Source organism: Acidobacteriota bacterium, assembly GCA_035471785.1.
Classification (GTDB): Bacteria; Acidobacteriota; UBA6911; order RPQK01; family DATIPO01; genus JANQFM01.
This window is the reverse complement of record DATIPQ010000050.1, coordinates 26,120-52,998: the sequence shown is the minus strand read 5'-3', so window position 1 is coordinate 52,998 and position 26,879 is coordinate 26,120. Positions and strand designations below refer to the sequence as shown.

Genomic DNA, 26,879 nt, shown 5'->3' with positions numbered 1-26,879 from the left:
GTCCCTTGCAATGGACGAAACGACGCAAACGGTCAAATCCGGCCTGACGGATGTGTTCATCTCATATTCCCGGCAGGATATTCTTCGAGTCAAACCACTGGTCGAAGCCTTGACCGGATGTGGCTGGAACGTCTGGTGGGACAAGAAGATACCGGTCGGAGCCAGAGGCCGAGAGGTCGTTAAGCGACAACTCTCGCAAGCCCGAACCGTTTTGGCGGTCATTAGCCGCAATTCAATCGACAGCGATTGGATCGATGGTGAACTCAAAGCCGCCATGAAAAAAGGCACCCCCATTTTCCCGGTTCTCCTCGACGATGTGGAACCTCCCATCCCTCTCTCGGGAATTCAGCACGTTCGATTCGTCGGCTGGAGTGAACGGCGCAAGTCTCCGAGATTCGGCGAACTTGTTTCGGGGATGGCCCTGGTCTTGGGTCCGCCGGCCAATCGGCAGGCCGAGGGGGCTTTTCCAGTGCACGAATTCGAGGATCTTGGGGTTCCGGACGAAGACGACAGCAAGAAAATCGAGACCGAGCCGTTTCAGGACCCCACCGTCCCGTTTCCTAAGAGCTCCGGCATCGCCGACCACGAATTCGATATGGATGAAGTTCGGACCTGGGCCGACGAACTTCTCTCACACCGACTCATCGCCGTTCGCAGCCCCGACGACGAAATCACCTCGGCCGCCGTCGATTCCCTGGTAGGCCTGGAAGAATTCAGCCGCTATGACATTCGCTTGTTAGCCTTCGGAATTGAGAATCAAAAACGCTCCGACTTGACTCTCAACAACTTGGCCGGTCGGGACTTCGGCAATCCCAACCAGGCGACCATCGTTGTCGTCGATTCGCATGGCGGACTTCCCTTTATTGAGTCCACCCTGGGAAGCCCGCACCAAGCCAGACGGACATCGGAGGAAATGAGTGGCCGGGACCTTCTCATGGTCGTTCAGATCGGGTCGCGATATCAACGTGAACTGAAACCCCGTTTTGGCAACTTCCGCTTCCCTTGCTGTGAGGTGAGGTTTCTAGAACCGCTCCTTCTGCGCTATTTCTCTAAAGAAAAAGCTCAGGTTTTGCACGAACGGCTCTTGAGGCAGCGGGAACGCAATTTGTGGGGGCCGGTCGACGATGACTTGGAGTTTTACGAGTCCCTGCAGGCGCTGCTCTCACCCAGAAAGGAACGATTTGAACAGGCGCTCGAAAGGCGAGAATCGGATGGCGTCGCCGAGCCGGAGACTCTGGTGGCCCTTGAGACTTTCCGCTCCAACCGCGACTACTGCCGCGGAATTATACTGTGCGCTGCCTTCTTTCGCGGTTTGGACGTCAATGAATTCAAGACCCTGTGCCTCTCTATCGTGGGAGACAGGGTGGTCCACGTTCCTGACGTCTCCAGGGGCGAGGGTGGGCGAGTATTATCCAGTGCCCGAAGGTCCACTCTGAGGGAGGAGTGGTCCAACGTTGCCGACGACCTCTTCGAAGAGTGCGATTTGGTTGTGCGCGACTCGCAAGGCCAGCATACCGTCGCCTTTGGGGAACCTAATGAACGCAAGACCGTAGCCCAGTACATTGAGAGCCGAGCCAACTATTTCTCGGAAACCGCTTCGAAACTGTGGGCCACGGGAATCTTCTTCGAGGAGGAATCCTCTACGGAGCTGGTGGATGGAATGACGGTCCTCTTTCTGGCCATGCTGCGTCACGACCGTAGTCTGAAGCGGTCTGAATGGCTCTCCGACCTGCTCGTCGCCAGACTGAGCGGAGGTCCTCCCAAAGACGTCGAAGACTGGTTTAAAAAGCTCACCGTCAACCACCTCGTTCTGGGACGAACCAGCCGTCTGCTTCGGGCCCTCCTAGTCGATGCGGACTACGCCCGCTTGGTCAACCGCTGGCTGGACGACCTGCTCTTCCGCGGCGGGCATCTTCAAGCGCTGGAGTTGACGGCTCACCTGCACTACGTCGAGGGCTTCGACTACCTGTTCTGGCTCAAGCGCTTCTGTGACGAGGGATCAAAGGATGTGCGTGCTGCCAGCTATGTTGCGCTCTACAGACACGCCCAGCAATCGGGAGCTCAGATATGGGAGTTTCTCTCCAGCTTGGAGGATTGGCTGCCCGATCCGTCCCGGTCGGCTTCGCGCAATCTCTCGACTTCAAACCTCTTCGCTCTAAATCTCATCATCCACTACTCGTTCGATTCCGCCAATCAGTTGAAGTCCGCCGATATCGGCTGCTGGCCGCCCCGCTATCCTCTCTTCAGGGACTTCGCCCTCGACGCGGAAGCAGCCTCGCAACGTCTCTCCTCTTTGATGTTCTGGATATTTCATCCGGGAGTTGCCAGCCTGCCTTCTCTGGAAACGTGGCAGGCCCGAGGGCAGCTGATCTCGGCTTGGGCTTACATCCTGCTTGGGTTGGAACCGGAGTTTACCCATGCAGAGGCAGAGAAGAACTACAAGCGGCTGATCCAGCTTTGCCTGAAACATACGAATGTCGATGGGCGGCGCAAGTTGCACGACGTTTGGGTGGTTGAAAAGCAGGACTATCAAAATAGGCCGCCTGGCAAAGGATACAAGTACTTTCAAGAACGAACCAAGTTGTTGGACCGCATCATTGTGGATGTGCGGGATGCGGTCCCTTCACAGTCCCGATCGGCGGGTCTAGGCAGAACTCCGGCCGGGGTGAGGATCGTTGAGCGGTTTGGAGACAGTCATGGCCAACGAGAGTGATGACAAAGAAGTAAGAGTGGAGCAAGATATCTCGGCGACGACCCAGAAATACGTGCAGGTTCCCGTCCTCAAGCAGGAGGAGATCGAGGATAATGTTCTGATCGGGGTCTGTGGCGTTCAAGCGTCCGGGAAGACAGTTTTCCTGTCCTCGATCTTCCACAATGTCAACGGCATTCACGTTAAGGGCGTCGGGCGGGTGACCCTCGACACCAAGGACAAAGGAGGTGAAACTTACTTCCGATGGGTTGAGGAGACGATCAGGAGAGAGGGCAAAACAGAACCCACTGATGAACCCGCTGTGGCCCGGCTCCTCATCAACACCGATAGCTCAGATTTTCAGAGAGGTTTGATTCTCTTCGACTTCGCCGGAGGTCATTTTACCGCCTTTGCCGACATTGGGAGCGCCATACGCAGCGCCGATTCGCTGCGCAAGAAAGCCGAACTGAGGCTTGTCGGGACTTACCTGGAACAGTGCGACGCCTTAATTGTGCTGATAGATGCCTCTCAGTTCCAGCAAAAAGGGCGTCCCTCAGCAACGAGCCCTTTCTCCCCCAGTGTGATCTACTTGCGCGATTACTGTGCCAAGGAAAATAAGCCGATCGCTCTGGCCTTCACAAAAAACGACCTTAATCCCGACTTGACCTTGGACAAAGTGCAGGAGTTCGGCCGGATCAAAGAGTTCAACCGCATCTTCAGTTCGGATTCGTCGGACGCAGACCGCCCCTTCGGACGGGTTCAAGTGCTGACTTGCTACGAGATTGACCCGGGCTACGGGACTGCCTTACAGCGGGATGACGGATCCATTTGGCTTCCCCAGTCCAAAGACCTTTTTGTCGAAATCCTCCGGGCCGCTTGGCCGTCTGCCCAGCGCCGGCTGGAGGGCATCGTGGAACGCAGGGAGACTGAGGCGAGGGAAGAGGAGGAGAAGCAGCGGATAGCCAGGCATCGGAAGAGACTCAAAGTCGCTCTGGTCGTCCTGCTAATCCTCATGGTGGCTGCTGCACCGCTGGTTTGGAACTTCGTCCAAGGCCAGCTTGAGAAAAGCGCCGATTCTCAGTCGCTGACGAGCGCTGCGAACCTCCTTAGGCAAGCCCAACCCGAGAGTATCAGCGAAGGGCACTTCCAAGCCATCGATCGCCTGCGCGGAGATTCGTCCAAGGCCAGGAAATGGGCCGAACTGGAATCAGCGTATCAGGCGTTACTCGCCGACTTGCCTGTATCGGTCTACAGGGGGACTGAGCAGCGGGGAGCCGCCGATAGCCTCCTGCGCCTGCGAAGCCTGGCGGGACGGCAGGACAGCCGCACCTTGGACATGCTGAGCCTGCACCGAGACCTGCTCGACGCCCAGAGTGTTTCCCGGCCTGTTGATCTGGCGATGCGCTTGCATTTGGTCAAGCGAGTTCAAGCTCTAGCCGGAGAACCGCGTAATCGGGATCTGCTTGAGGTCATTAGCGAAGCTGCTGACAAGGTGCTCAAGTCGAGCGCCGAAGAGATCGCGGCTCCGGGCTACGAAACCACCAACCTCCTCGATCGCGTAACCTGGATTCGCGAACAGCTTCTCGATGACCGCAAGCGCGACCCCGGCTTGCGGGCGGAACTGAGAGCTTGTTATGCACGCCTGCTGGGGGCCGGGATGGGAGGGTTGGCCGACCGCGAGCGGATGGTGGAGTTTCTCCTCAAGGCTAGCCCTGAGTTCAAAGTCCTCCTCTCAAGTGCTTCTCACGACTTCAAGCAGCTTGTCGAATATAGGTTCATTTATGAGTCCATAGAGAAGAGTGGAACCGGGGAACTGGCCCGCGTCCGCTCCGCTGTCGGCTCCCTGTTGGCAGACCTCGTCGCTCGCGAGCGGGTCCTGCAAACAACGCTCGAGTACACCATGAACCAACTCTATCTGGCTCCGGAGATCGACTCGCAAGAAGCCAGCGATCTTTGGCATGCGCTTTTCGAGGGCATGGACTCGGAGTTCCTATTCGAATTGAAGGACAATGCCTGGCCGCCCAGGCAGAGGCCCTGGCAGCACCAGCTTCGTGCCGACCTTAGCTCCGGCAAGTATTCACCGCGGGAAGCCAAGAGGGTTATCGGCGAGCTTTCCAAACATCCCCTTTACTGGAAGCAAGTGAGGACGCTTGCTGAAGCTGTGGGCGACCGTTACTTCGCGCTGGAGAAGATCAGGCTCTTTAGCGAGTTCCTGGAAGGTATCAAGGGGGGAAGCGGCGTGGAAATACGTGCCTCGGCCAAGCAGATTCGGGCTATCGGCGCCTTGGCCGGCAGAATCCACCAAGAACGCCTGAGGCAACTCAAGATCGATAATTCGTCCCTGATTCGGAGTCGAGACGAAGGCTACCAACTGGCGGATTTGCTGGAGCAGGTCCCCTACACGAGGGACACCGACTATGTCGGCTCGAGCAGGGTGCAAAATGAAATCATTCGCTTCTGCCGATCTCAGATGAGAGAATTCGGAATCGACTGTGGAGGATGAGATGGGTTTTCTGCCGGGCAAGTCTAGGGTACTCGTCCTCGTCTTGCTGGCTCCCCTGCTTCTCTCGGCCCGACAAGACCCGCCCAAACCGAGTCACGGTTCTGATCCATGCCCTCAGTGCGACTGGATGAAGGCCTACGTGACCCTCTCGGTGCCCGCTGCCGGAGATGAATTGGAACCCGGCTACCCTGAACTTGCTTTGGAGATCAGGAAGTGGCCCCTGGCTCTCTTGCGGGAAAGGCTTGAGGATGCACGGGCGTGTCTGCGGTCTTTTTCCCTGAAGTCGGCGGAACCGGTCTCTCCCGACACGGATCCGGCTGGTGGGCCGGAGGAGCCCGTGGCGGCGAGTCAGGAGTCCACTATCGAAGGACCCTGCGGGTTGGGCGTTTCCGGCGTCCAAAGAATCATCGACGATCTCGATCAGGCGGAGATGCAATTAGGAGACTCATTGCAACGGCTGGAAGAAATCGCTTGGATTGAGGCGCCGCTTGAGCGCTTTTCCGGAGTCACCTTACGCCGCAGCGAACTGCCGCCCCAGGAGGCCTGCTCCTCCTGCGACGACCTTCTCAGGAGACTCGCCGCAGTCTCTAACCTCGTCTCTTCCGAGTCCCGCACCAGGGCGGCGTTGGAGAGTGGCCGAATATCGCTGCAAGACATTGGAGAGTCCCTTGAGAAGGCCGAGACTCTGTGCACGGCTCGAAGGCAGGTCCTGGACGTCAGGATCCGCGAAGAGGACCTTGTTTACTTCACATGGACCGCTACCTGGCGGACCTATCGGGAAATGAAAGAAGCCCTCAGCAGGCCGACCTTTGAGAGCTTTTGTCGATGACTGGTTACGATTACATCGTTTACGACAACCGGACGCCGGGGCCTGAAGGTTACGACTGGAGCATCAAGATCGCGACAGGCGTGCTCAAGAGCGATCGCCGCATCCGCCGCAAGTTCGTCGAATACTGTGAAGATTCCTCCGCCTCTCCCACCCAACCGCTTCGGGGCTTCGGGGAAGCATTGGGAGGCTTTCCTCTGGCAGACGGCAGCTGTCTCATTTGCGTCACTCTTGAGACTAGGGATCGATCCGACCGTAACTCTTGCGCCTTCGTGGGGATACTGTTCTGCGACTTTTCATCGATGCGGACCTTGCTGAAACGCGGTGACCCGATCGAGATGGCTCGGTCTGTCTACGATGGCCCCGATCACCCTCCGATGCTGCAACGGTGCGGGAGTTCCCTGGCGACGGCAGCAGCCGAGAACTCCGCAAATCGAAGAGGAGGCATACGCGCCTTCGTTCCGAATTCAAGCCCTAAAGAGGCCGCTTCGCTGCTTCTCGAACAGAGTAAAGCAGCCAAGGCGCCGCCCTCGGTGCTCGGTGTCGCTACATGGGCGGCTCGTAACGCTCGGTCCCTGCGCAATTACGACGTGGCTTTCTGCATTGGACTGCCCGACTCTCGAGAACTTGCTGGCGAAGTGCAGGATTTAGAAACTGGCGAGAGCGACGGCTCCTCGACCCGCCCAGCGCTTTTGCCTGCCCTTGCCCAGGCAGCCGTGTTGTTCGTGGCGGTGGCCGCGCTATTGACTCCCATCCTCCTTCCCGTGCGGGGACCGCTGCCCGGCGCCGGGTCAAGCTCCGGCACACCCGTCGCCGCAGCCGGGCAAGACAAGTCGATCCCGGTTCAACCCCTCCCGGCGGGCGATGCAAGTTCGGAGGAAGCGGCCAATAGCCTCGCCAAAAGGGACGAGAGCCAGCAATTTCTGAGTCGCTTCGAGAAGGCCCTGAATGATCTTTATGAGCTCGCCCCGGAAGAACTGCTGGCTACGCCTGAGTACAAAGCCCTTCAAGATGTACCAGTCCTGGCTCGCCATGAAAAGGACCGGCAGACCATGCTGCGTCTGCTGACCGAAGACCTGCCGGCATTCCGAGACGAGGTCAAGGACAAGCACTTCTGGCCTTTCTTTCGTGCGTCCCCGTTGTCAGCACTGTCGCCCGAGCAAAAGGCCGCCAAGCTCCGCGATCGCCTGCCCCAGCTCAACCCACCTGTCGGAGCTTGTGAATTATTGTACGGGTCGTTCCGCTTCTGGACCGAGAGAGAGGACAGCTTGACGAGAAAGTGGTGCGGCATTGTAGAAGTCATGTCCGTTGAAGGCGAATGAAGCTAGCCCCAGAATCCCCAGCAGTGCCGCTTCCGCTTTCGGACGGACGTTGCAGGCGCTACAATTCAGGGATGCTTTTGCGAATCACACTTGTCTGTTTGTGCCTGCTTTCCGGTTTGGCGGCTCAGGGAGGGACAGCAGAGGGTGCTGAACCACCTTTCCGCGACCTGGACGCCATTAATTGGATGGACTTTGCCCAATGGGTGCCCGATCGGATCGACACCGTGCTGCTGCCGGTGGGGACGCTGGAGGCCCACGGGGTTGTCAACAACGGGGCTGACAATACCGTCCCCGCAGCCATGGCGCGGGACCTGGCACCTCGTCTGAACGCCATGTACGCGCCGGTCATCGCCTACGGGGTAACCACTTCCTTATCGGCCTTTCCGGGTACCTTCAAGATCTCGGAGCCGGTCTTCAAGGCCTACTGCAAGGAGGTCATGGCCGGTCTTCAACGCACCGGTTTCCGTAACATCATCGTCATCAACGGCCACGGTCCCAACTTCGGGCCCCTCAGCGAGGCCGCCGCCGAGTTGTCGGAGGAAACGGGCGTGCGCACGCTGGTCTTCAATTGGTGGTCCTACACGGCCGACGTGACCAAGGAAGTTTACGGCACCGACGGCGGGCATTCGGGCGTCAACGAAAACGCCGCCGTGCTGGCCACCACCCCTGAGTACGTGCGCGAGGAGCTCTACGACCCGCAGCAGGCCTGGTGGCGTCAGGACGGCGCATCGGCCTATCCTTTTCCGTCTTCCATCATCCTCTACCAGCCTGAAGAAGGGTATCCCGACTTCGACAAGGACAAGGCCGACAGGTTTTACTCCAAGGTGCTGGACAAGGTGGAGAAGCTGGTCCGCACCACCATCGAGAAGTGGAAGCTGGCGGGCCTGTAGGAAAGTTGGCGCAACCGAGCGGCCTCGCCGTTATCGCACCCTTTCAGGGTGCATCTTTAGGACGCGCGACCCAGGGTTGCGCCCTTGCCGCACTTCGCTTGCGGCGGGCTCCACCCTGGGCTGGCGAATCGCTCGCTTACAGCGAGCCCGGACTCGACCTTCAACACGGAGGCTGAACTAACGGATGGCTTCCGTTGAGCGAGCCCGGACTTGACTTCAACACGGAGGCTGAGCTAACGGATGACTTCCGTCGAGCGAGCCCGGACTCGGCTTTCGACACGGAGGCTGAAGGAACGGATGGCTTCCATTGAGCGAGCCCGGACTCGACCTTCGACACGGAGGCTGAACTAACGGATGGCTTCCGTCGAGCGAGCCCGGACTCGGCTTTCGACACGGAGGCTGAGCTAACGGATGGCTTCCATTGAGCGAGCCCGGACTCGACTTCAACACAGACGCTGCCTGTCCTCCATAGCCTTGGCGAAGGAGGGCGACACCGGGGAGGATTTTTGCAGGTCAATATCTTTTCGGCGCTGTTGGCGTTTTCGCCCATCTTGACGGTGGGGGTGCTGCTGGTAGGGTTGCGCTGGAGCGCCAAGCGCACCATGCCCGTCGCCTACCTGGTCACGCTGCTGATTGCCTGGCAGGTGTGGGAAGTCAAAGGCGAAGTGCTGGCGGCGGCCAGCCTTCAGGGGCTGATCCTGGCCCTTTCGCTGCTCTACATCGTCTTCGGAGCCATGCTCCTGCTGGCCACTCTGAACGAGAGCGGGGCGGTGGTGCGCATTCGGGAGGGATTCACCCAGATCAGCCCAGACCGGCGGGTGCAGGCGATCCTGATCGGGTGGCTTTTCGGCAGCTTTATCGAGGGAGCGGCCGGATTCGGGGCGCCCGCCGCCGTAGCGGCACCCCTGCTGCTGGCGCTGGGATTCCCCGCCATGGCGGCGGTCATGGTGGGACTCATCATCCAGAGCACGCCCGTCAGCTTCGGCGCCGTGGGGACGCCTATCCTGGTGGGCGTGGCCGGCGGACTCGACAGCGAAGTCGTGCGTCAGTACCTGGCGGAATCCGGCACCGCCTTCCGTCCCTACCTGGAAAGCATCGGATTGCGCGTAGCCCTGCTGCACGCGGCAGCCGGAACCTTCATTCCCCTGGTTCTGTGCGCCTTCCTGACCCGCTTCTACGGAGCCCGGCGTTCCTTCCGCGAGGGACTGCAAGCCTGGCCTTTCGCTCTGCTGGCGGCCTTCTCCTTCACGCTGCCCTACCTGCTTTTCGCCTGGCTCTTGGGACCCGAGTTCCCCTCCTTGCTCGGCAGCGCCGTGGCCATGACGCTGGTGGCGACGGCGGCCCGGCGCCGCTGGCTGACTCCTGCCGCCACCTGGGACTTCGCCCCCCAGCAGGAGTGGCCCCGCGACTGGATGGGGGCGCTGCGCCCGGGCAACGTGCGCCTCAGGTCCAACATGTCCATCGCCCGCGCCTGGACGCCCTATGCCGTCATCGCAGCGCTGCTGGTCCTGACCCGCATTCCCGCCCTGGGCTTGCAGGGATTCCTGTCCGGCATCCGCCTGGGACCCACCGACATCTTCGGCACCGGCATCGGACAGCAGATTCAGCCCTTCTACATTCCCGGCTTCCTCTTCATCCTGACCTGCCTGATCACCTACCTGCTGCATGGCATGAAAGCATCGTCGGTGGCGGCCTCCTGGAAGACCTCGTTGGGACAGATCAGCGGCGCCGGCGTGGCCCTGCTCTTCGCCCTGCCCATGGTGCGGGTCTTCATCGAGTCGGGCCTTGAGCACAACCTGTCCGGACTGCAGAGCATGCCCCTCACCCTGGCCCAGTACGTGGCCGCCATCGCCGGCGGACTGTGGCCGCTTTTCGCTCCCTGGATCGGCGCCCTGGGCGCCTTCGCCGCCGGGTCGAACACCGTCTCCAACCTGATGTTCTCCCTCTTCCAGTTCGCCACCGCCCGCCAGGTGGGCCTCTCGCCCGAGATCGTGGTGGCGGCCCAGGCCGTGGGGGGAGCCGCCGGCAACATGATCACCGTCCACAACGTAGTGGCGGCTTCGGCCACCGTGGGACTGCTGGGCCGCGAAGGCCACCTCATCCGCAAGACCATCCTTCCCATGGCCGGCTACTGCCTGATGACCGGCCTTCTGGCCCTGCTTTGGAGCTACCTCTGAAGCGTGTCCTAGGTGAACCTTCAGGCGGTCACCCACGTCGAAAAACACAGGTCTGCTCGGTGCCGGCCTGCCATTTGTCAGGCTAGCCCCAATCGGTATGGTGTAGCGGGTACAATAGTGTGCATGCGGCGAAAGACCTTGAAGGCGGGAGCCCTGACGAGGGTTGACTGGCGGGTGCTGCTGTGGCTGCTGCTTTTGCAGGCCTTGGCCGGCTGCGGAGCCGGCACTTCCGAGGTGCTGCCGGAAGAAGAGATCGAGGTGGTGCTGAGGCTGGTGCCGGGCCCGTCGGCCGACTCGGGACCCGAGGCGGTGGAAGTCGCCCTGACGGTCGATACCCGTGACCGCATCAAGACCGTCTTTCTGCTGGAAGAGTCCTGGGCCGCCGTCGAGGACGCCCGCGATTCGGTCACCGGCGTGCGGGCCCGCGGGGGCGATGGACGGCCTCTGGAAGCCTTTCGCAGCCGTTCCCACGGCTGGGAGGTCATTCACCGGCGCAACGAAAGGATTCAACTCCTCTACCACCTCGATCCGCCCCAACGCGTTATCGGAGATCGTCCCTCTCAGTACTATCGGGTTCTGCTTCTGGACGATCTGTTCCAGATGATCGGCCACGTGGGGATGCTCTATCCCGAACATATCGACAAGGGCAGGACTTGCCGTTTCTCGGTGCGCTGGGAAGGATTCCGCGAGAAGGGATGGAAGACGGTATCGTCGTTCAGTTCGCTCAACCAGTTTCAGGTGCGTACCGGGTTAGGGCGCTTCATCAACTCCATCTTCCTGGCCGGCAAGCTGCGGCTGCATCCCCGTTTCATCCAAGAAAACCTGGTTCAGATCGCTGTCTACGGAGAGTGGAAGTTCGAGGACGGCGACTTTGTCCAATTGGTCTCGCGCATCATCGAGATGGAGCGCGACTTCTTCGACGACCACAGCCAGGACTACTTCCTCGTCTCCTTGCTGCCGGCGGGACGGGACAACGGCGGCAACATGGGCGGAACCGGCCTATCCGATTCCTTTGCGCTCTGGGTCTACCCGGGACTGGAGATGGATGCCGGCGCCGAGGGCCGGCAGCGCATGCAGCAGTTGCTGGCTCACGAGATCTTCCACAACTGGAATGGGGGCAAGATCGCCCGCGAGGAACCCGAGCAGCTCATCTATTGGTTCTCGGAGGGATTCACCGACTTCTACGCCCGCCGCCTGCTCTACCGGGGAGGGTTCCTGAGCCAGCAGCAGTATGCTCAATCGCTCTCCCGCCGTTTCGCGGCTTACTGGCTCAGTCCCGTCAACCGCCAGCCCAACGCGCGCATTGCCGAAGACTTCTGGACGGATTCACAGATCAAGGACCTGCCTTACCTCCGCGGCGACGTGGTGGCCATGCTGCTCGATCACGAGATCCGGCGGATCTCGGGCGGCACCCGCAGCCTCGATGACCTGATGCGCGAAATCGTCCGCCGCTTCGTGCAGGAACAGGAGCAGGTGGGCATCGAAGATCTGCTGGAGTATTTCGCGCAGGCCACATCTCCCCAGTTCGCCGCCCGCCTGCGCCAGGTCATTGTGGAGGGACGCATGCCCGAGGTGCCCTCAGACCTGGGAGCGCCCGAACTGGTTCTGCGCACGCGCCAGTTGGGACATTACGATCCCGGATTCGACATCCAGGCCTCCATAACGGCCCGTCAGGTTCTCGGCGTCAATCCCGCCTCGCGGGCTTACCAGGCCGGCCTCAGGGAAGGGCAGAAACTGCTGGGGTGGAGCGTCCGCTACGGAGACATCGATTTTCCCGTCCGCCTCTCGATTGCGGAGCCTTCCCACGCCAGTGGTTCCAACGGCAACTCAACCCGGCGCATCAGCTACCTCCCGCAATCCCCCCAGACCATCCCCGTGCCGTCCTTCCAACTGGTGGGCGAGTGAGGTCGTGGTCCATTCTTGGCTGCGGGTGGTGAACTGAGGGGTGTCGGGCTGGTAAAATCTATCGATCATGGCGAGCAGACACCTTGTGATGAGTTTGGCCAAGCTGGTTATCGCCACGGCCTGGGTGGACGGAGAGCTCAAAGCCTCCGAGGTCAATGTCCTCAAAGACCTTATCTATTCCTGGGGCGACGTCAGCGAAGAAGAGTGGACCATGCTGGAAGCCTACATGGACTCTCCGGTCCACGAGGCGGAACGGCAACGGCTGCTGGAAGAGGTTCTGGCCAAGGTGGTCACCAAGCGCGACAAGAGCTTGGTGGTGGGAACCCTGCGCCGGCTGGTGGAAAGCGACGGCAAGGTCCACGAAAGCGAACGGCAGGCCTTGCAACGGATCGAGGAGGCGGTCGAGGCTAAGGGAACGGGGCTGGGCGGCCTCCTTTCATCGCTAGTGGGAGGCGCCGTCTCGCGCCGCTCCGACATCGTGGAGCAGAGTCCGGCCCGGGAAGAGCGTCTGGACGACTTCATCCGCAACAAGATCTACTTTCAACTGGTGTCCGAAGTGGAAGCCCGCGACGACGTCACCATCGACCTGCCCGAGGACGAGCAGCGCAAGCTCTGCCTGGCGGGGGGAATGCTGGCTCAGGTGGCTCTGACCGATTCCGAGATCGATGAGCCCGAAATGGAGAAGTTGCGCCAGGTGCTGCGCCGCCAGTGGGACATTTCGCCGGCAGCCGCCGAATTGGTGGCCGAGATCAGCGTCGACCGGGCCGTCCGCGGACTCGACCAATTCCGCCTCACCCGCACCTTCTTTGAACTGACCGATCACGACGAGCGCCGCCGCTTCCTCTTCAGCCTTTTTAAAGTGGCCAACGCCGTCAACAAGACCTCCTTCGAGGAGATCGAAAAGATCCGCCAATTGGCCCGCGCCCTCAAGCTGCCTCACGACGACTTCATCGCCGCCAAGCTCTCCATCAACTCAGAGGACCGACACGGCTTGTAGCTTGCTCGGTCGGTCAGCCCTGTGTTATGAGCTTTCATCACCATGCCACCTGCCACCAATGACCTGCAGGCGCCTTCGGACGCAAGCAGCCGGGGCAGGCCACGACTTTCCGTGGTCATTCCCATGATGGACGAAAGGGGATACGGGTTGCGCTGCCTGCGCGCCTGGAAGGAGCAGACCCTGCCGCGCCACGACATCGAAATCATCGCTGTGGATGACGGGACCCGTCCCGACTTTGCACGGCAGATCCAGTCCCTGCTGCGTCCTCATGACCGCTTCCTGCAGCAGCCGGCGGACGACGAAATGGAGCTCTATGACTTCGGTTGCCGGGAGGCCAGGGGCGATCTCATTCTCATCACCGAAGGACACGTCCTGCCCGAACCCGACGCGGGCGAAGAGGTGGTGCGCTTTTTTCAAAGCTCGGAGTGCGCTGCGGCCATGCTCGACTCCGACAGCATCATGCGCACTACAGTCTCCCGCATGGAGGATCGCGACTTCCGATCCTGGTACGCTATGCGGTCCGACATCGCCGATTGGCGCCGGTTGACGCTGCGGGGCTTGGCGATCCGCCGGGGGGAACTGATGCAGGCGGGAGGGCTGCGACCGTGCTTCGGACGATTCGCCGAGACGGCCCTGGCCTTCCAGATGCGCCGCCGCGGGAAGTCGCTGGGATTCATACCCGCCGCCAAGGTCCATCATGTCAACAGCACCGATTTCCGGGAGATGGGCGAGGCCATCAGCAGTTGCGCCAGAGGACAGATCGCTTTCCGCCTGGAGACGCCGGACTGTGAGGCCAAGGGCTTCCTGGACGAGATCGACGTCTGGACCCACCGCGCCTTCTTTTACCGTCCGGCGGCCCGCCGGCTGGTCCTCGACATCCTCAAGTCGCTCGTCCTTGATCTGGGCCGGGCCGGATACCGGTCGAAGTCCTTGCGGGGACTGCGGGCGCTGCTTTTCTTCGGCCGCAGCGCCCTTTTCGGACTCGGTTGGCGCGCCCTGCGGGTCCGTTTGCGGGTGGCTTGGATGAAGATGCTCTTTTACCTGCCCCCCGCCAACCCCGACCGCCGCTACCGTCTCTTCCGCGGTGTCTGGGAAGGACTCTTCGAACTGGGCTTCATCGAAGCCCTGGCCGACTCCCCCCGCGCCTTCTCGATACAGGGCCCCGCGGAGGGTCGCCCAGAGCCGACTCAGGCCAGCTACAACGCCAACGAGATCCCCGAGCACTGGCTGGTCGGTTTTCACCCCCTGGACGAGTTGGAGGGACGCCCCTGCCGTTGGACCCGCCCCCACGCCCTCATCCGCCTGCCCGTCCCGTCCGGCCACTACAAAGTCGAGTTGTACCTGGGCTCGCCATCCCCCCGCGACCAATGGTGCCTGCGTCTCTTCTTCAACGGCAAATCCATCCCCAACCCCACCACCGCCGCCGACGGCATCCTGGCTTTCAACCTCACCCCCCAAGATTTCCGCCCCGGCCAGGAACAACATCTCACCATCTCCACCCGCCCCCGTCCCGGCGACTCCGGCCTGGCCTTCCTGGCCGTACGCTTCCTCCCGCTGGAGGTGGATTGACAGCCGACTTCGGACTTCGGACCTTCGAACCTCGGATCTCGGATTGCGCACTTTCCTAAAGAGGATAGACGTCCGGGCGGCGGTCTTTCAGGAAGTGGCGGCGGGCGGGGGATTGGGGGATTTGGGAGAGGTCGATGTCGCAGAGGAGGAGGTGGTCGCGCCCCTTGGGGGCTTGGGCCAGCAGGAGTCCGCTGGGGTCGGTGACGAAGGACTCGCCGGCGAATTCCAGGCATTCCTCGCGCCCCACCCGGTTGACCAGCGCCGTGAAGTATCCGTTTTGCAGGGCGGCGATCTGCATCTCGGCTTCGAACAGTCCCGGAGTCCATTCGTCCACGGCGCCCGCCTGCGGAACCACCACCAGTTCGGCGCCTTTCACGCCCAGCGCCCGCATGTACTCGGGAAAGTGCCGGTCATAGCAGATGGCCACGCCGATCTTGCCCACGGCGGTGTCGTAGACCGGCGCACCCGTGTCTCCCGGATGGTAGTAGTCGGTCTCATGAAAGCAAGGGCCGTTGAGGATGTGGACCATGCGGGTCACGCCCAGGAGTTTTCCGTCGGCGTCGATCACGGGGGAGGAATCGTAGCGTTCTTCGCCCTCCCGTTGATAGAGGTTGAGGACGGTAACCACCCCCAACTCCTTGGCCGCCTGACTGAAGATTTCGGTGGTGGGGCCGGGAATAGGCTCGGCCTCGGGAAACGGTCCGTCCTCTCGTTCATGCTGGGGAAAAAAGGGGCGGAAGGCCAGTTCTGCAAAGGCAACCAACTGGGCGCCCCGGGCTGCGGCCTCGCGCATGGCGGCCAATCCGCGCTGCAGGTTGGACTCGATGTCCTCTCCGGCGGCTTGTTGAATCAAGGCGATTTTCATGCTTACTCCCAGCCTTCCCAGTCGGCGATTTCACGCCGCTCCTTCTTGGTCGGCCGCCCCTTGCCCTTCTCGCGCTGGGAAGGAGGCTGGCGCATCACCCGCTCCAGCGGCGAAAGCTTGGGCCGCGGCGGAGTGATGTCGTCGATCAGCGTGCGGGCTTCGGCCTTGGGCACCGGTTTGTCGCGCAAGCCCTTGACGATCACGATGCGCGTCCAGTCGCGGTACTCGACTTCGATGCGGTCTTCCAGTTGGACGCTTCGGTGGGCCTTGGGCGACTGCCCGTTGACCTTGACGCGATTGAGTTCGATGGCCCGCGAGGCTTGAGAGCGTGTCTTGAAGAGACGCGCCACTTGCAGCCACTTGTCGAGACGGACTTCCATTGCGCCGTCCAGTGTAGCTTCGTGGCCAGGATCGTGCAGAAAATGGCGTGAGGAAGTCCCCCGGCTCAACGTCCGGAGGACTCGTTACCCGCTGTTAACAGTCTGAGGAGGTCGAGCGTGGTGACGATTCCCACCAAACGCTCGCGTTGCGTGACGAAAAGGCGATGAACGCGACCCGAAATCATGGTCTTCGCCAGCTCCATCACAGGAGTGTCCTCTGGAACCGTGAAGATGGAAGGATTCATGATGTCGGCGACCGTCCGCGACTCGCTTCCGAGCACAAGGTGTTCCATGTCCGAGGGGTCGACTTCGTCTTCCCATCCTTCACTGTAGAAGTGGCGAAAGAATCGCTCGGTGGCGATCTCCCCGCGCTCGGCGCAATCCCTGGCCACGTCAGTCACGCTGAGGACGCCCACGAACTTGCCTTCCTCGTCGACAACCGGCGCTCCCGAGATCTCATGCTCGGTCAAGAAGGCCGAGGCCTCCTGAAGCGTCATCTGGTCGCTGAGAGTCAGCATGGCCGAGGTCATCAGATCCTTGGCCGTGAGGGCTTTGAGATCGAGTTGGACGGTGCTCACTTTGCCTCCTGCTCACCCGGCGGGTGAGGGTCCGGCGCCAGGCCGGACTGTTCACGGTTTCAACCCATGGTCCCGCCTACTGTAGCACTTCAAAACCTCGTTCGGGACATCTTACCCGGCAGCAACCCCGGTGCCAGCCGCCGATTGGCGCTGGACAGCCTTCTGGCGGGATTCCCCTCCGATTGGCAGAGGACTGTGCGTGAAATCGCTAAAAAGGCTGGGGCAAATCCCCGAGTAGCGCCGGGTGCCGGTGTCAGAGGTCGATCCTAATCTTGATCCGTGCGGGAGGCCCCGGTTATGAGCTTGCAGATTCGCGAGGGCGGCAGCTACCGGCGACTGCTCGACGAGTTGCTGGAAGACGTGGCGAAGGACCGCGCCGAGAACGGTTTGCAGCCGCTCTGGCTGGTGACGCCGACGGCCTCGGTTGCCAATCATCTGCGCTGGACCTTGGCGCGGGGTGCCGCGAACCGGGTGATGGCGGGGGTGCGGGTGGTCACGGTGGGAGGTCTGCTCGCACGGCTGGGGGAGGCCCTTTCCTGTCCCTTGGGCCATCGCCGCCATCCCCGCTTCGACCTCCTGCTGCTGGAACTGTGCCGGCGTTTTCCCGAGCTTGAGATCACCCGGCGCCTCAACGAGATGCCGGCAGGGCAGAGCCTGCTCTTTCCCACCTTCTTCGACCTGGCGGACGGAGGATTCGGCACCCAGCAAGAGGACCTGCTCAAGGAATTGGCCCTGGCGCCCCAGCTCAAGCAAGTCGAGCGCGAGATGCTCACTCTCTATTACGCCTGGCTGAGACTTCTGCTGGAACGCCGGGTGGAATGGATGCCCCTGCAAGTGCAGCGTCTGGCCCAGGTCATCGAAGAGGCTCCGGCGGAGACGCTTCACCGCGCCCTCAGATGCTGCTCCCAACAGCAGTCCCAAGTCTGGCTTTACGGATTCTATGACTTGACCGACGTCAACCTTCAGGTCGTGTGCGCCTGCGCCCGCAAGCTCCCCTTGCGCCTGTATTTTCCGGCCCTGAGGCAGGACGGTGAGCTGCATCCGGCCTTCGAATCGGTGCAGGACCTGCTGGAGGAGATCGGCTTGCGTATGGGCGGGGAGGTGGAAGTACATGATCTCTCAGCCGCCGAAGCCGACCCCAAGTCCCCCTCGCCCCGGGAGTACTTCTCCGCCACCTTTCCCCAAGGCCCGTTGGATGGGCAGCCCGCCTGCGTGAGCTTCCAGAAGGCCTCCGGATTGCGGGCCGAAGCCCTGGCTGCCGCCTTGCAGACGCGCCGTTGGCTGGACGCGGAGGACGACCTGCAACCGCAGGACATCATCGTCGCCGCGCCCGCCGCCGAGGCCTATCTGCCCCACTTGCGGGAAGCCTTCCAATCCTTCGCACTGCCCCTCAGGATCCAGGACGTCAAGGGCGATCCTAAACCTGAGCTGCGGGCCCTGCGGGGGCTGGTCCGGCTGCTGGGGCCTGACGCCGAGGCCGAACCCTTTCTCGACTACCTGAGGGACCATCCCCAACTGCTGCACTCTCACCTGGACCTGGATCAACGGCTGAGGAAGGCCGGCATCTGGGGCGGGCCGCATTGGAAGCTGCTGGGTCAGGAGGAGGTAGACCTTCAGGCAAAGGCCTGGATCGAGCGTTTTCTTCAACTCGGCAGACAGGGTCAGGCCGAGTCGCTGACTCCCGCTCAGGCGCTGGGCCTGGTGGAGGCGCTGCAGCGCGATTGGATCAGCCAAGCCGAGTCCTTGCGTCCTCTCGGCGAGGCCCTCGCCAACATGCAGCAGTCGACACCTGATCTGCCCATTCCCCTGGCCCTCTTGCAGGATCTGCTTTCGCGGGGACCGGAGCAGCGGCAGGCGGACGATTTCAACCGCCGCGGCGTTTGCTTCACCACCCTGATGCGCAGCCGCGGACTGACCGCCCGCCGCCTGATCGTGATGGGACTGAGCAGCCGGCACCTGCCTCGCCGGGTGGACGAAGATCCCTTGCTCAGCGACGACTCGCGCCGCCGCCTGCTGAACCTGGCCCGCGACGTCGGACACCGCCTGCCCATCAAGGCGCGGGCGGGCGAGGAGCAGTTGCTGCTTTTCTACCTGCTCAACACCTCAGCCGACCGCGTCCATTGGATCGTCCCCGAGAGCGACGAGAGCGGACGCCGGGTGGCCGCCTCGCCCTGGGTGCAGCGCTATCTGACGGCCTGGAACGCCGAGCGGCGCGCCACCCTTCCGCGAGGTCCCCGCGAGCAAGCCCGCCACCTTCTCCAGCAAGACTCCTCGGGAGCTCTGCTGCCGCCTCGCTACGGCGGACTGATGGGGCGGGGCCGCAGGTCGCTTCCTGGCGCCTTCTCAGGCGCTTCTCTGCCGCTCCCGCAACGTCCTCTCAGCGTCACGGCTCTACAGGACCTGGCGCGCTGCCCCTTTCGCTTTTACGCGGCGAGGGTGGCTGGATGGGAACCCCTGGCGCCGCTCCTCCGCGAACGCGAGATGGCGCCCTTGCAGCGAGGCAAACTGCTTCACGAGGCCTTGCAGGATGTGCTGGCTCCGGCTCTTTCCCAGCAACTCTCCCTGGCCGCTGCCGCCCGTCGCGCCCTGGGCCATCGCCAGCGCCCCGCCCGCCGCGCCCTGCAAGCCTCGCTGCGGCGGGCCTGTCACCGCAAGGCGCCGCCCCATCCGTTGCTGAAGGAGGCGGAAGTCGACATCCTGGCCTCCCAGATCGAGGACTACCTGCGCCTCCTCTGTGAGCAGGAGTCGATGCATCCCAAACGGCTGGAAGCCCGCATGAAACGGGGCTTTCCCGGTCTGCCTCAAGTTGAAATCGAGGGACGGCTGGACCGCGTCGACGAAGGCGAATTCGGCGGGGCCGACTCCATCGTCGACTACAAGGCCGGAGTCCGGCCGCCGGTGGGGGAACTGGAGAGGGAAATCCAGGCGGGCTTCCAACTGCAGCCTTCCCTCTATCCCTGGTTATGGCGAGGGAGTTCGGGAGAGGAAGGCGATTTCGTCTACGTTTTCCTGGGGGACTCGCCGCCCTGCGCATTCTCGGTGCGCGACGTTCCCCCGGCCCAAGAGGCCTTGGCCTCGCTGCGGCCGCTGCTGCAAGAGGCCGTTTGCACGCCTCTTTCCAATGAGGCCTGCCGTGCCCTGGGGCTGGAGCGGCTGCAGCCCTGCCGCTACTGCGATTTCGCTTCCGTCTGCCGCCGCCACGACGCCTCGGCTCCTTCCCGCATGGCCGACCACTTCCGCAGCCGGGCGCCGTCCCGCCTGCACTACCTGCAAGAGCGCCTGGGGCAGGAGGAGGGGTCATGAGCGTGCCCGTCTATTTGGACTCCTCCTCCCTCCGGCCCTCTCCGGGCGACGCGCAGCAGCGCAGCCAGGCCATCCTCACCGAGGAACACGCTTTCGTGTGGGCCGGCGCCGGCACCGGAAAGACCCACACCCTCACCCACAGGGCACTCTACCTGCTGCTGCGGGCTCCTTTCCTGGAGTGTTTTCAGCGCAGCCACCAGGAGGCGGCCGGAGTCGACCTGACGGCCCTCTACCGCAGCCGCGAGCGCAGCGGGCGCATGGGGGCCGCCCGCCGCGTGGTGCGTTCGCTGGTGCTGACCACCTTTACCCGCAAAGCGGCGGCGGAGATGCAAACCCGCCTCCACCAGTACCTGGGACGGGTGGCGCGCCTGCAGGAAGCCGAGCTGGACGATCCGCCTCCCAAGGACGTCTTGCTGGCCCAAGTCGTGGATCAGGTGCTCTCTGAGCTGAAAAGCAAGGGCTACCAAGACCCCCTGGAGAGGTTGCGCCTGGGGGCCGGAGCCTTGTCCGAACTGGCGGCCGACATGCAGATCTCGACCCTGCACAGCTTCGCCGCCGGACTGCTGAAGCGTCATCCCCTGCAGGCTGCCATCGCGCCGGGCGCCCACTTCGCACGCGAGGACGAGACCGACTTGTCCACGCTTCCCCGCCGCCTCATCGACCGCTGGTGGAACCGCTGTGCCCTCAGCGATTCCGCTTTGCAGGAAGATCTGAGGCGGGTGCTGGAGGCGGTTCCTGTCAGGCAACTTGAGCAATGGCTGGAGCAGACTCTGTTTCATCCCTGGCTGGCCCAGCTTGACGCCGGGGAGAGCGAAAATGCGGACCAGGCGCTGCGCAGTTTGACGGAGGTGGTGCAGCAGCTCCATCGCCATTGGCCCGGAAAGCCGTCGTCGCGGCTGGAGGAACTGACCAAACGGCTTTATGCCGTCCTCCACACGGCGGCCACTCCTGCCGACAGGCAATCCGGCGATTTCGACTGGAGCGCTGTCGACCCCAAGGCCTTGGGACGCTTGCTCGACTTCACCGAGCGCATCGCAAAGAGCCTTTTTCTCGACAGCTCCAGGCGCTGGAAGACCCTCGACAAGGCGTTGCAGGCCTCGCCCGCCCATGCCCGCCGCTTCTTCCGCACTCCCTCTCACCTGCGGCGTCCTCTGGTGGCGCGCCTGCTGGGCACCCGGCTGGCCCCGGCGCGGGACTCGCTGAGGCGCTTGCTGCAACACTTCGAGGAGTGGAGCCGCGGCGCCGCACTGCGCGAACTGAAGCTGGTGACCTTCGACGACATGATCGAAAAGGCCGTGACTCTGCTGCGGGAACACCCCGACATCCGCCGCCGCGAGCAAGGGCGCCTGGCCGTGTTGCTGGTGGACGAGTTCCAGGACACCGATCCCCTGCAACTGCACCTGATCGAGCTTCTGCTGCGCCGCTCCCGCAAGGGCCGCGGGCCGCTGGGATTCTTCGTGGGGGACCGCAAGCAGTCCATTTACCGCTTTCGGGGCGTCGACCTGCCCGCCCTGGAGGCTTTTTTCAGCCGCTACCAGGAGATAGCAGGCGTCCCACCGCGCGAGTTTCAGCTCACCACCAGCTTTCGCAGCCTCAAGCCGGTGCTCGACTTCGTCAACGCGTTTTTTCAGGAACAGGTGCCGGCCGCCCAGTCCCAGGAGAGTCTGCAGGCTTTCCGCCGTCCCCGCTCCGCCCAGCCGCCTGCTCCCGGCGCGGGCCGCGCCGCACGCGACCAGATGGCCCTGCCTTTCCAGCAGGGCGAACGTCCCCAGTGGATCTACCTGCGCGACCAGCGTCCTCAGGGGCGCGGTTTCAGCGCCTCCGAGGCTCGCCGGGTCACCGCCTCGCAGGCCGTCCGCACGGTGGGCGAATTGTGCCGCCAGGGCTACGCCTACAAGGAAGTCTCATTGCTGGTGCGCAAAGAGCGCGAACTCGATCCCATCCTCGAGGCCTTGCGTCACGCCGGCATCCCTTACGTCAGCACGGGCGCCCGCACCTTCTATCGCCAGGCCGAGGTGCTCGACCTGCTCAACCTCCTCATCGCCCTCCATCATCCGGGCGACACCTTGGCCTGCGCGGCGGTCTTGAGGGGGCCCTGGGTGGGGCTGCACGACGAGGCCCTCCACGGCCTGCTGAGCCTGATCGAAGACGGCAGCCTGCTGCATGGAGAAGATCCGCTGCCCCCCGAACTTCCGGACCCCGCCCGCGAGAACGTGGAGGCCCTGCGGGATCTGGTCCGGCAACGCCGCTTGCAGCCCACCCAGGACTGGTTGCAGCAGATCCGAAACCGGCTTCCGCTGGAGGCTTATGTCAGCCGCCACGACCACGAGGGACGCAGCCTGGTGCGCATGGAGCGGCTGCTCGACAACTACCGGCTGGAAGTCGAGCAGGGAAGCGAACCGGTGCTGTTGTGGCTGTTGGAACAGCGCCAGCGGGCCGACCGGGGAGACCGCTTCGATGCCGACCTGGGAGAGGACGTCAGCATTTCGGACGATACGCTCGATGCCGTGCGGGTCCTCACCATTCACAAGGCCAAGGGGCTGGAGAACCGCGCTGTTGTGGTGTGCGGATGGCACGCCGTGCTGGAAGAACTGAAAGGCGATTTTCCGGCAGGCGATCCGCCCCTGCTGGACGATTTCGCCGCCCCGGGGCAGCGACGGCGGGGCGAATTCCTCATGCCTTTCGGTCCTCTCAAGGTGGAGAGCGCCGGATACGCCCGGGCCCTGCAAGAGGAAAAGCAGCACAACCGGGGCGAGGCCATGAGGCTGGCCTACGTGGCCGCTACCCGGGCCCGCGACCAGCTCATTCTCATCTGCGCCCAGCACTGCTACTCGCGTCCCTCGCCCGAAATGGACGAATTCCTGGCTCAAGCCTGCCAGACAGCCGAGCAGACGGGAGGAAGGGCCGAGCTATGCGGCGGAACTCTGCATTTTCGTCTGCTGGAGGCCGGCCAGGCCCGCTCCAAGAAAGCCCCAGTGGCACGCTGGGAGCTGGGGGAAGACTACGAACGCCTCTGGCAGGAACGCCGCCGCCGCTGCCGCCAATGGCTGCAGCAGCCTCTCTGGCGCAGTCCCACCGACGAGTTGGGCCGCACCCCTCAAGAAATACGCGATCCCGACCCGGATTGGCGCCTGCCCGACATTGCCGAGGATGAAGCGCCGATGTCGGAGGAGGACCGTGGAATTCGCCGCCGGGCCGGTGAAATCGTCCACCGATGGCTGGAGGACTGGGACGGCCAGGCCTTCCCCGGGCGGGCCCGACTGGAGCGGGAACTGTCCTCTCCGGGCCCGGCCGCTTCCCGCTTGCCCAAGGAGATGGAAGAGCGGTCGGTGGAGCGGGCGGTCGTATCGCTCTTGTCCTTTTTGCAAGGAGAGGCACTCGACGATCAGGGCCGGCCGCTCATCCGGCGCTTTCAATCCGCCCGGGTGCTGGCCAAGGAACTGCCGGTCCACCTCCAGTACCGGAGAGAACCCTGGTTCGGGGTCGTCGACCTGGTCCTCGAAGAGGGAGAAACCATCACCGCCGTGGACTACAAAACCGGCCTCCGGCCTCGAGAGCTTCCGCCCCACTACCGGCTTCAGAGCGAGCTCTACGGAGAAGCCCTGCGCCGCCTCTTCCCCCAGCGCCGCGTGGGCGTCGAGTTCTGGTGGCTGGAGGGAGCCGGCCGGCAGCGTTAAGCTGATCGCCGCAGGGATGTGCCTCCCACCCTCTAACTGACAGCATAGTGTTCAGTGACCCATTGGCGGGCTTGGGACGGTTCGCTCAGTTGGCCCTCCAACTGCAGGTCTTCCACCCGTGTCAGGATCTCTTTGAAGAGCGGTCCTGGACGGTAGCCCATCTCGATCAGGTCGTTTCCGTCCAGCAGAGGTTGGGGGCGCACCGGTTCCCGCGCGAATTCCTCCAGCTTGCGGCGGCAGAACTCCCAGGTCCCCAAATCGCCGTGACTGGCCAGGCAGTCCCAGCGATGCAGGGTCAGGTGCTTGTCGAAGAGATCCAGGCGCAGGAAGCGCTTGAGGGTGCTGCGGCGCATCTTCTCGACGTGCATGAAGCGCAGGTGCTGACGCACCATCTCGACCACCTGGCGGCGGGTCTCGTTGGAAAGGCGCAGGCGACGGGCGACCTCTTCGGCCATCTCGGCGCCCACTTCGGCATGACGATCGAAGCGGATGCGCTCGCGCACCGTGTAGGTGGGAGGCTTGCCCACGTCGTGCAGCAGCATGGCCAGCGCCAGGGCCGGATCCTCGACCTGTCCCGCCATCTTGAAGAGCAGGCGGGTATGGGTGAAGACGTCTCCCTCGGGATGAAACTGGGGAGGCTGGGCCACCCCCTCCATGGCAGCCACTTCGGGCAGGATCACCTGCATGATCCCGCTCTGCTGCATGAGCAGCAGTCCGCGCGAAGCGTCCGGCCCGGTCAGCATCTTGATCAACTCGTCACGGATGCGCTCCCAACTGACCTGAGTCAAGTGGGGGGCCTGAGCTTCGACCTGGCGCCAGGTTTCTTTTTCAATGTCGAATCCCAGGCGGCAGGCGAAGCGGATGGCCCGCAAGATGCGCAGCTTGTCTTCCTGGAAGCGGCGCTCGGGCCGGCCCACCGAGCGCAGCACGCCGAGGCGCAGATCCTCCTGGCCCCCCACGTAGTCGATGACCTTGTGCTGGAAAGGATCGTAGAAGAGCGCGTTGACCGTAAAGTCGCGGCGCCGGGCGTCATGGCGGGCGTCGCTGAAAGAGACGCTGGAAGGATGGCGCCCGTCCAGGTAGTCGCCCTCCATCCGAAAGGTGGTGACCTCGTAGCTGATGCCGTCCACCCGCACCAGGATGACGCCGAACTGACGTCCCACGTCGTAGGTATCGGGGAAGAGGGCCTCGATCTGTTCGGGGGTGGCCGAGACCGCGATATCGACGTCCTCGACCTTGCGGCCCAGCAGCAGATCGCGCACCACGCCTCCGGCCAGCAGCGCTTGATGCCCGTGCCGGCGAAATCGGCGGACGATGCTCAGCGCTCCCTCGCGCAGTCCAGGATCGAGGCGTCTCAGATCGGGCATGGCGGGGCCGCCCTTAACCCTTGAGCTTGTTGAGGTGCTTGGTCCAGCCGGAATCGGGAAACCGCTTGTTGCACAACTCGCGGTTGCGTTCGAAGTCCTCGATGCGGCCCAACTCGTAATAGCTCAAGGCCAGATTGGGAAGCATTTCCCTGAGGAGGGGGAAATCGGAAGAGATCTTAAGCGTCTTTTCGCCCTCCGCAACGGCTTCCTCGTGATGGCCCAGGTAGCGGTTGCTGGAGGTCAGAAAGCTGCGCAGATTGGCCAATTCGACATTCTCGCCCACCGGCTGCTTGAGTCCCTGCTCGACCGCCTCCAGGGCTTTGCGATGTTCCTTGAGATGATAGAGGCAATGGGCGATTTCAGCGTACAACCAGGCCAAGGATTGGCTGCTATCGGCCTCCAGCTTCTTGATCTCCAGCAGCTTGCGGTAAGACTGCAAGGCCATGCGGTAGTCGAGCAGGCGGCTGTAACAGGCGGCGATGCGCCGGTGGACCTGCTCGGTGTTGGAAAAATTGGGATCGGCCTTGAGCACCTTGGAGTAGTAGGAAAGAGCCTCGTCGTACTCTCCCAACTCGAAGTAGTTGGCGGCCATGCTTTCATAGAGGTAGGCCAGTTCGGGATCGTTGTCGCTGATCAGCGAGATGGCCTGCATGTTGTATTCGATGGCCTTTTCGTGCTCGCCCATCCGCTCGTGGTTGCGGCTGATTCCCGAGAGCAGCATCCATTGAGCCTCGCCGTCCAACTCGTCCAGCACCTTGAGGGCTTGCAGACGGGTTTTCAGCGACTGCTCGTTTTCGCCCACGTACTCGTAGTAGGAGCCCAGAAAGAAGAGCACCATGCCGTAGACCTCTTCATTCCGCTGTTCGTCGTCGCCTCGCTGCTCGTCGAACATCTGCTTGGCGGCCCGAAGAGCCTCGTAGGCCCTTTCGTCCTGCTCCAGCAGATAGTGGCAAATCCCCATCTGTCCGGCGAAGTAGGCTTTGGCGTTGCCGCTGGGCGCGAGCTCCTCTCCCTGACGGTAGTATTGGGCGGCTTTGGCGTATTCGTCTTCGTCGTAATAGTGCCCGGCCAGCATGTCGAGGACATCCAGCCGCTGCTCCTGCGGAAGGTCCTCTCGCTCCAGCAAACTCTCCAATTGTTCAACCGTCAGATCGTCTGAACTCATCTTGCGGAGAGTAGCACACAAGCGGTTTATCGGGTAGCGCAAGACCGGCGGCCGCGGGAGATTCGGAAAGGGCCCGGGAAAGAGGCCGCCTCAGTTGCTCAAGACGGCCTGCCCCTTCATGACTTCGATGTCCCGAAGGCCGTAGGGCAGGTCAAAAGACTTGGTGGGGTCGAAGGGCGGATCTTGTTTTTCGCCGACCTGCTTGATGGCCGAATTGACCAGCGAGGCGGGAATGGGCACCGAGCCCATCCAGGCTTCGATCACGGTGTAGGAACCTCTGCCTTGGGAGGTTTCCAGGCGGCCTTCCACCTGCATGGTTCGCTTGCCGGTAAGAATGTAGCTGAGCCAGCCGGCGCCGCTCTTCTCCAAGTCCAGTTGGTCGAGGTCGACCTCCAGCCAGGTTGTGAAGCGGCGGCTGCCGTCCAGACGCACCCGGGCCGAGTCAAGGCCCTCGGGCTGCTGGACCTCGATGAGGGCTTTCAGGTAGGCGTTCAGTTCGTCCTCTTGAATCATGTAGGAGTTTCCGGAGCCGTTCTCGCTGTACTGGTCCTCCTGGATCTGGTTGAGGGTCTTCTCGACCTTGGCGGCCTTGGGGTCGGGTGATTCCGCAAGGGCCAACGCGACCGTGAAAAATGCGGCGGCTAGGGGCAGGCGCTTCATCAACAT

Annotated in this window: 17 protein-coding genes; 11 read left to right on the top strand and 6 right to left on the bottom strand. The window is 62.7% G+C overall.

The window, feature by feature from the left end; all coding sequences use genetic code 11:
• The first annotated feature begins 10 nt into the window (after window positions 1-10).
• The 9 genes from VLU25_07800 to VLU25_07760 all read left to right on the top strand — a co-directional run bounded on the left by VLU25_07800 (window position 11) and on the right by VLU25_07760 (window position 14,878).
• The gene (locus VLU25_07800) at window positions 11-2,713 is read left to right on the top strand and encodes a toll/interleukin-1 receptor domain-containing protein (protein ID HSR67830.1); all 2,703 of its coding nucleotides are present in this window, start codon (window positions 11-13) and stop codon (window positions 2,711-2,713) included.
• Window positions 2,697-5,192, top strand: coding sequence for a hypothetical protein (locus VLU25_07795; GenBank protein HSR67829.1), 2,496 nt, complete (start codon window positions 2,697-2,699; stop codon window positions 5,190-5,192). The genes VLU25_07800 and VLU25_07795 overlap by 17 nt, the downstream gene beginning before the upstream one ends.
• 337 nt (window positions 5,193-5,529) lie before the next feature.
• Window positions 5,530-6,021, top strand: a complete 492-nt coding sequence (locus VLU25_07790) for a hypothetical protein (GenBank protein HSR67828.1) — start codon at window positions 5,530-5,532, stop codon at window positions 6,019-6,021.
• Window positions 6,018-7,340 carry a hypothetical protein gene (locus VLU25_07785; GenBank protein HSR67827.1) on the top strand — a complete coding sequence of 441 codons (1,323 nt, stop codon included), beginning with the start codon at window positions 6,018-6,020 and terminating at the stop codon, window positions 7,338-7,340. Before VLU25_07790 ends, VLU25_07785 begins: the two co-directional genes overlap by 4 nt.
• Before the next feature lie 71 nt (window positions 7,341-7,411).
• Complete coding sequence (locus VLU25_07780) at window positions 7,412-8,230, top strand: creatininase family protein (protein ID HSR67826.1); 819 nt, start codon at window positions 7,412-7,414, stop codon at window positions 8,228-8,230.
• A 506-nt stretch (window positions 8,231-8,736) separates the two neighbouring features.
• On the top strand, window positions 8,737-10,407 hold the full coding sequence (locus VLU25_07775) for an L-lactate permease (GenBank protein HSR67825.1): 1,671 nt from the start codon (window positions 8,737-8,739) through the stop codon (window positions 10,405-10,407).
• A 123-nt stretch (window positions 10,408-10,530) separates the two neighbouring features.
• Window positions 10,531-12,312, top strand: coding sequence for a hypothetical protein (locus VLU25_07770; GenBank protein HSR67824.1), 1,782 nt, complete (start codon window positions 10,531-10,533; stop codon window positions 12,310-12,312).
• Window positions 12,313-12,400: 88 nt separating this feature from the next.
• Window positions 12,401-13,309 carry a TerB family tellurite resistance protein gene (locus VLU25_07765; protein HSR67823.1) on the top strand — a complete coding sequence of 303 codons (909 nt, stop codon included), beginning with the start codon at window positions 12,401-12,403 and terminating at the stop codon, window positions 13,307-13,309.
• 42 nt (window positions 13,310-13,351) lie between these two features.
• Window positions 13,352-14,878 (top strand): glycosyltransferase family A protein, encoded by a 1,527-nt coding sequence (locus VLU25_07760; GenBank protein ID HSR67822.1) that lies wholly within the window; start codon window positions 13,352-13,354, stop codon window positions 14,876-14,878.
• 55 nt (window positions 14,879-14,933) lie between these two features.
• Here VLU25_07760 and VLU25_07755 read toward each other — a convergent pair whose 3' ends face one another.
• From VLU25_07755 to VLU25_07745, 3 genes are all read right to left on the bottom strand, one after another.
• Complete coding sequence (locus VLU25_07755; protein ID HSR67821.1) at window positions 14,934-15,743, bottom strand: nitrilase-related carbon-nitrogen hydrolase; 810 nt, start codon at window positions 15,741-15,743, stop codon at window positions 14,934-14,936.
• A 2-nt stretch (window positions 15,744-15,745) separates the two neighbouring features.
• Entirely contained in the window at window positions 15,746-16,123 is a 378-nt protein-coding gene (locus VLU25_07750) for a S4 domain-containing protein (protein HSR67820.1), read from the bottom strand.
• Between the two features lie 65 nt (window positions 16,124-16,188).
• Window positions 16,189-16,701 carry a CBS domain-containing protein gene (locus VLU25_07745; protein HSR67819.1) on the bottom strand — a complete coding sequence of 171 codons (513 nt, stop codon included), beginning with the start codon at window positions 16,699-16,701 and terminating at the stop codon, window positions 16,189-16,191.
• A gap of 297 nt (window positions 16,702-16,998) precedes the next feature.
• On the opposite strand from VLU25_07745, the gene VLU25_07740 reads away from it, so the two are divergent.
• The gene (locus VLU25_07740; GenBank protein HSR67818.1) at window positions 16,999-20,004 is read left to right on the top strand and encodes a PD-(D/E)XK nuclease family protein; all 3,006 of its coding nucleotides are present in this window, start codon (window positions 16,999-17,001) and stop codon (window positions 20,002-20,004) included.
• Complete coding sequence (locus VLU25_07735) at window positions 20,001-23,681, top strand: UvrD-helicase domain-containing protein (protein ID HSR67817.1); 3,681 nt, start codon at window positions 20,001-20,003, stop codon at window positions 23,679-23,681. The genes VLU25_07740 and VLU25_07735 overlap by 4 nt, the downstream gene beginning before the upstream one ends.
• Before the next feature lie 32 nt (window positions 23,682-23,713).
• Here the strand turns inward: VLU25_07735 and VLU25_07730 are convergent, their stop codons facing one another.
• From VLU25_07730 to VLU25_07720, 3 genes are all read right to left on the bottom strand, one after another.
• Window positions 23,714-25,048, bottom strand: a complete 1,335-nt coding sequence (locus VLU25_07730; protein ID HSR67816.1) for a CCA tRNA nucleotidyltransferase — start codon at window positions 25,046-25,048, stop codon at window positions 23,714-23,716.
• Window positions 25,049-25,061: 13 nt separating this feature from the next.
• Window positions 25,062-26,213: a tetratricopeptide repeat protein gene (locus VLU25_07725; GenBank protein ID HSR67815.1), complete on the bottom strand. Its 1,152-nt coding sequence runs from the start codon at window positions 26,211-26,213 to the stop codon at window positions 25,062-25,064.
• 90 nt (window positions 26,214-26,303) lie between these two features.
• Complete coding sequence (locus tag VLU25_07720) at window positions 26,304-26,873, bottom strand: hypothetical protein (GenBank protein ID HSR67814.1); 570 nt, start codon at window positions 26,871-26,873, stop codon at window positions 26,304-26,306.
• Window positions 26,874-26,879: the final 6 nt, after the last annotated feature.

Coding starts and splice junctions, on each gene's coding strand:
- VLU25_07720 (HSR67814.1), bottom strand. CDS start 26,873: ATGAAGCGCCTGCCCCTAGCCGCCGCATTTTTCACGGTCGCGTTGGCC.
- VLU25_07755 (HSR67821.1), bottom strand. CDS start 15,743: ATGAAAATCGCCTTGATTCAACAAGCCGCCGGAGAGGACATCGAGTCC.
- VLU25_07750 (HSR67820.1), bottom strand. CDS start 16,123: ATGGAAGTCCGTCTCGACAAGTGGCTGCAAGTGGCGCGTCTCTTCAAG.
- VLU25_07760 (HSR67822.1), top strand. CDS start 13,352: ATGCCACCTGCCACCAATGACCTGCAGGCGCCTTCGGACGCAAGCAGC.
- VLU25_07795 (HSR67829.1), top strand. CDS start 2,697: ATGGCCAACGAGAGTGATGACAAAGAAGTAAGAGTGGAGCAAGATATC.
- VLU25_07780 (HSR67826.1), top strand. CDS start 7,412: ATGCTTTTGCGAATCACACTTGTCTGTTTGTGCCTGCTTTCCGGTTTG.
- VLU25_07770 (HSR67824.1), top strand. CDS start 10,531: ATGCGGCGAAAGACCTTGAAGGCGGGAGCCCTGACGAGGGTTGACTGG.
- VLU25_07725 (HSR67815.1), bottom strand. CDS start 26,213: ATGAGTTCAGACGATCTGACGGTTGAACAATTGGAGAGTTTGCTGGAG.
- VLU25_07800 (HSR67830.1), top strand. CDS start 11: ATGGACGAAACGACGCAAACGGTCAAATCCGGCCTGACGGATGTGTTC.
- VLU25_07765 (HSR67823.1), top strand. CDS start 12,401: ATGAGTTTGGCCAAGCTGGTTATCGCCACGGCCTGGGTGGACGGAGAG.
- VLU25_07730 (HSR67816.1), bottom strand. CDS start 25,048: ATGCCCGATCTGAGACGCCTCGATCCTGGACTGCGCGAGGGAGCGCTG.
- VLU25_07740 (HSR67818.1), top strand. CDS start 16,999: ATGAGCTTGCAGATTCGCGAGGGCGGCAGCTACCGGCGACTGCTCGAC.
- VLU25_07785 (HSR67827.1), top strand. CDS start 6,018: ATGACTGGTTACGATTACATCGTTTACGACAACCGGACGCCGGGGCCT.
- VLU25_07735 (HSR67817.1), top strand. CDS start 20,001: ATGAGCGTGCCCGTCTATTTGGACTCCTCCTCCCTCCGGCCCTCTCCG.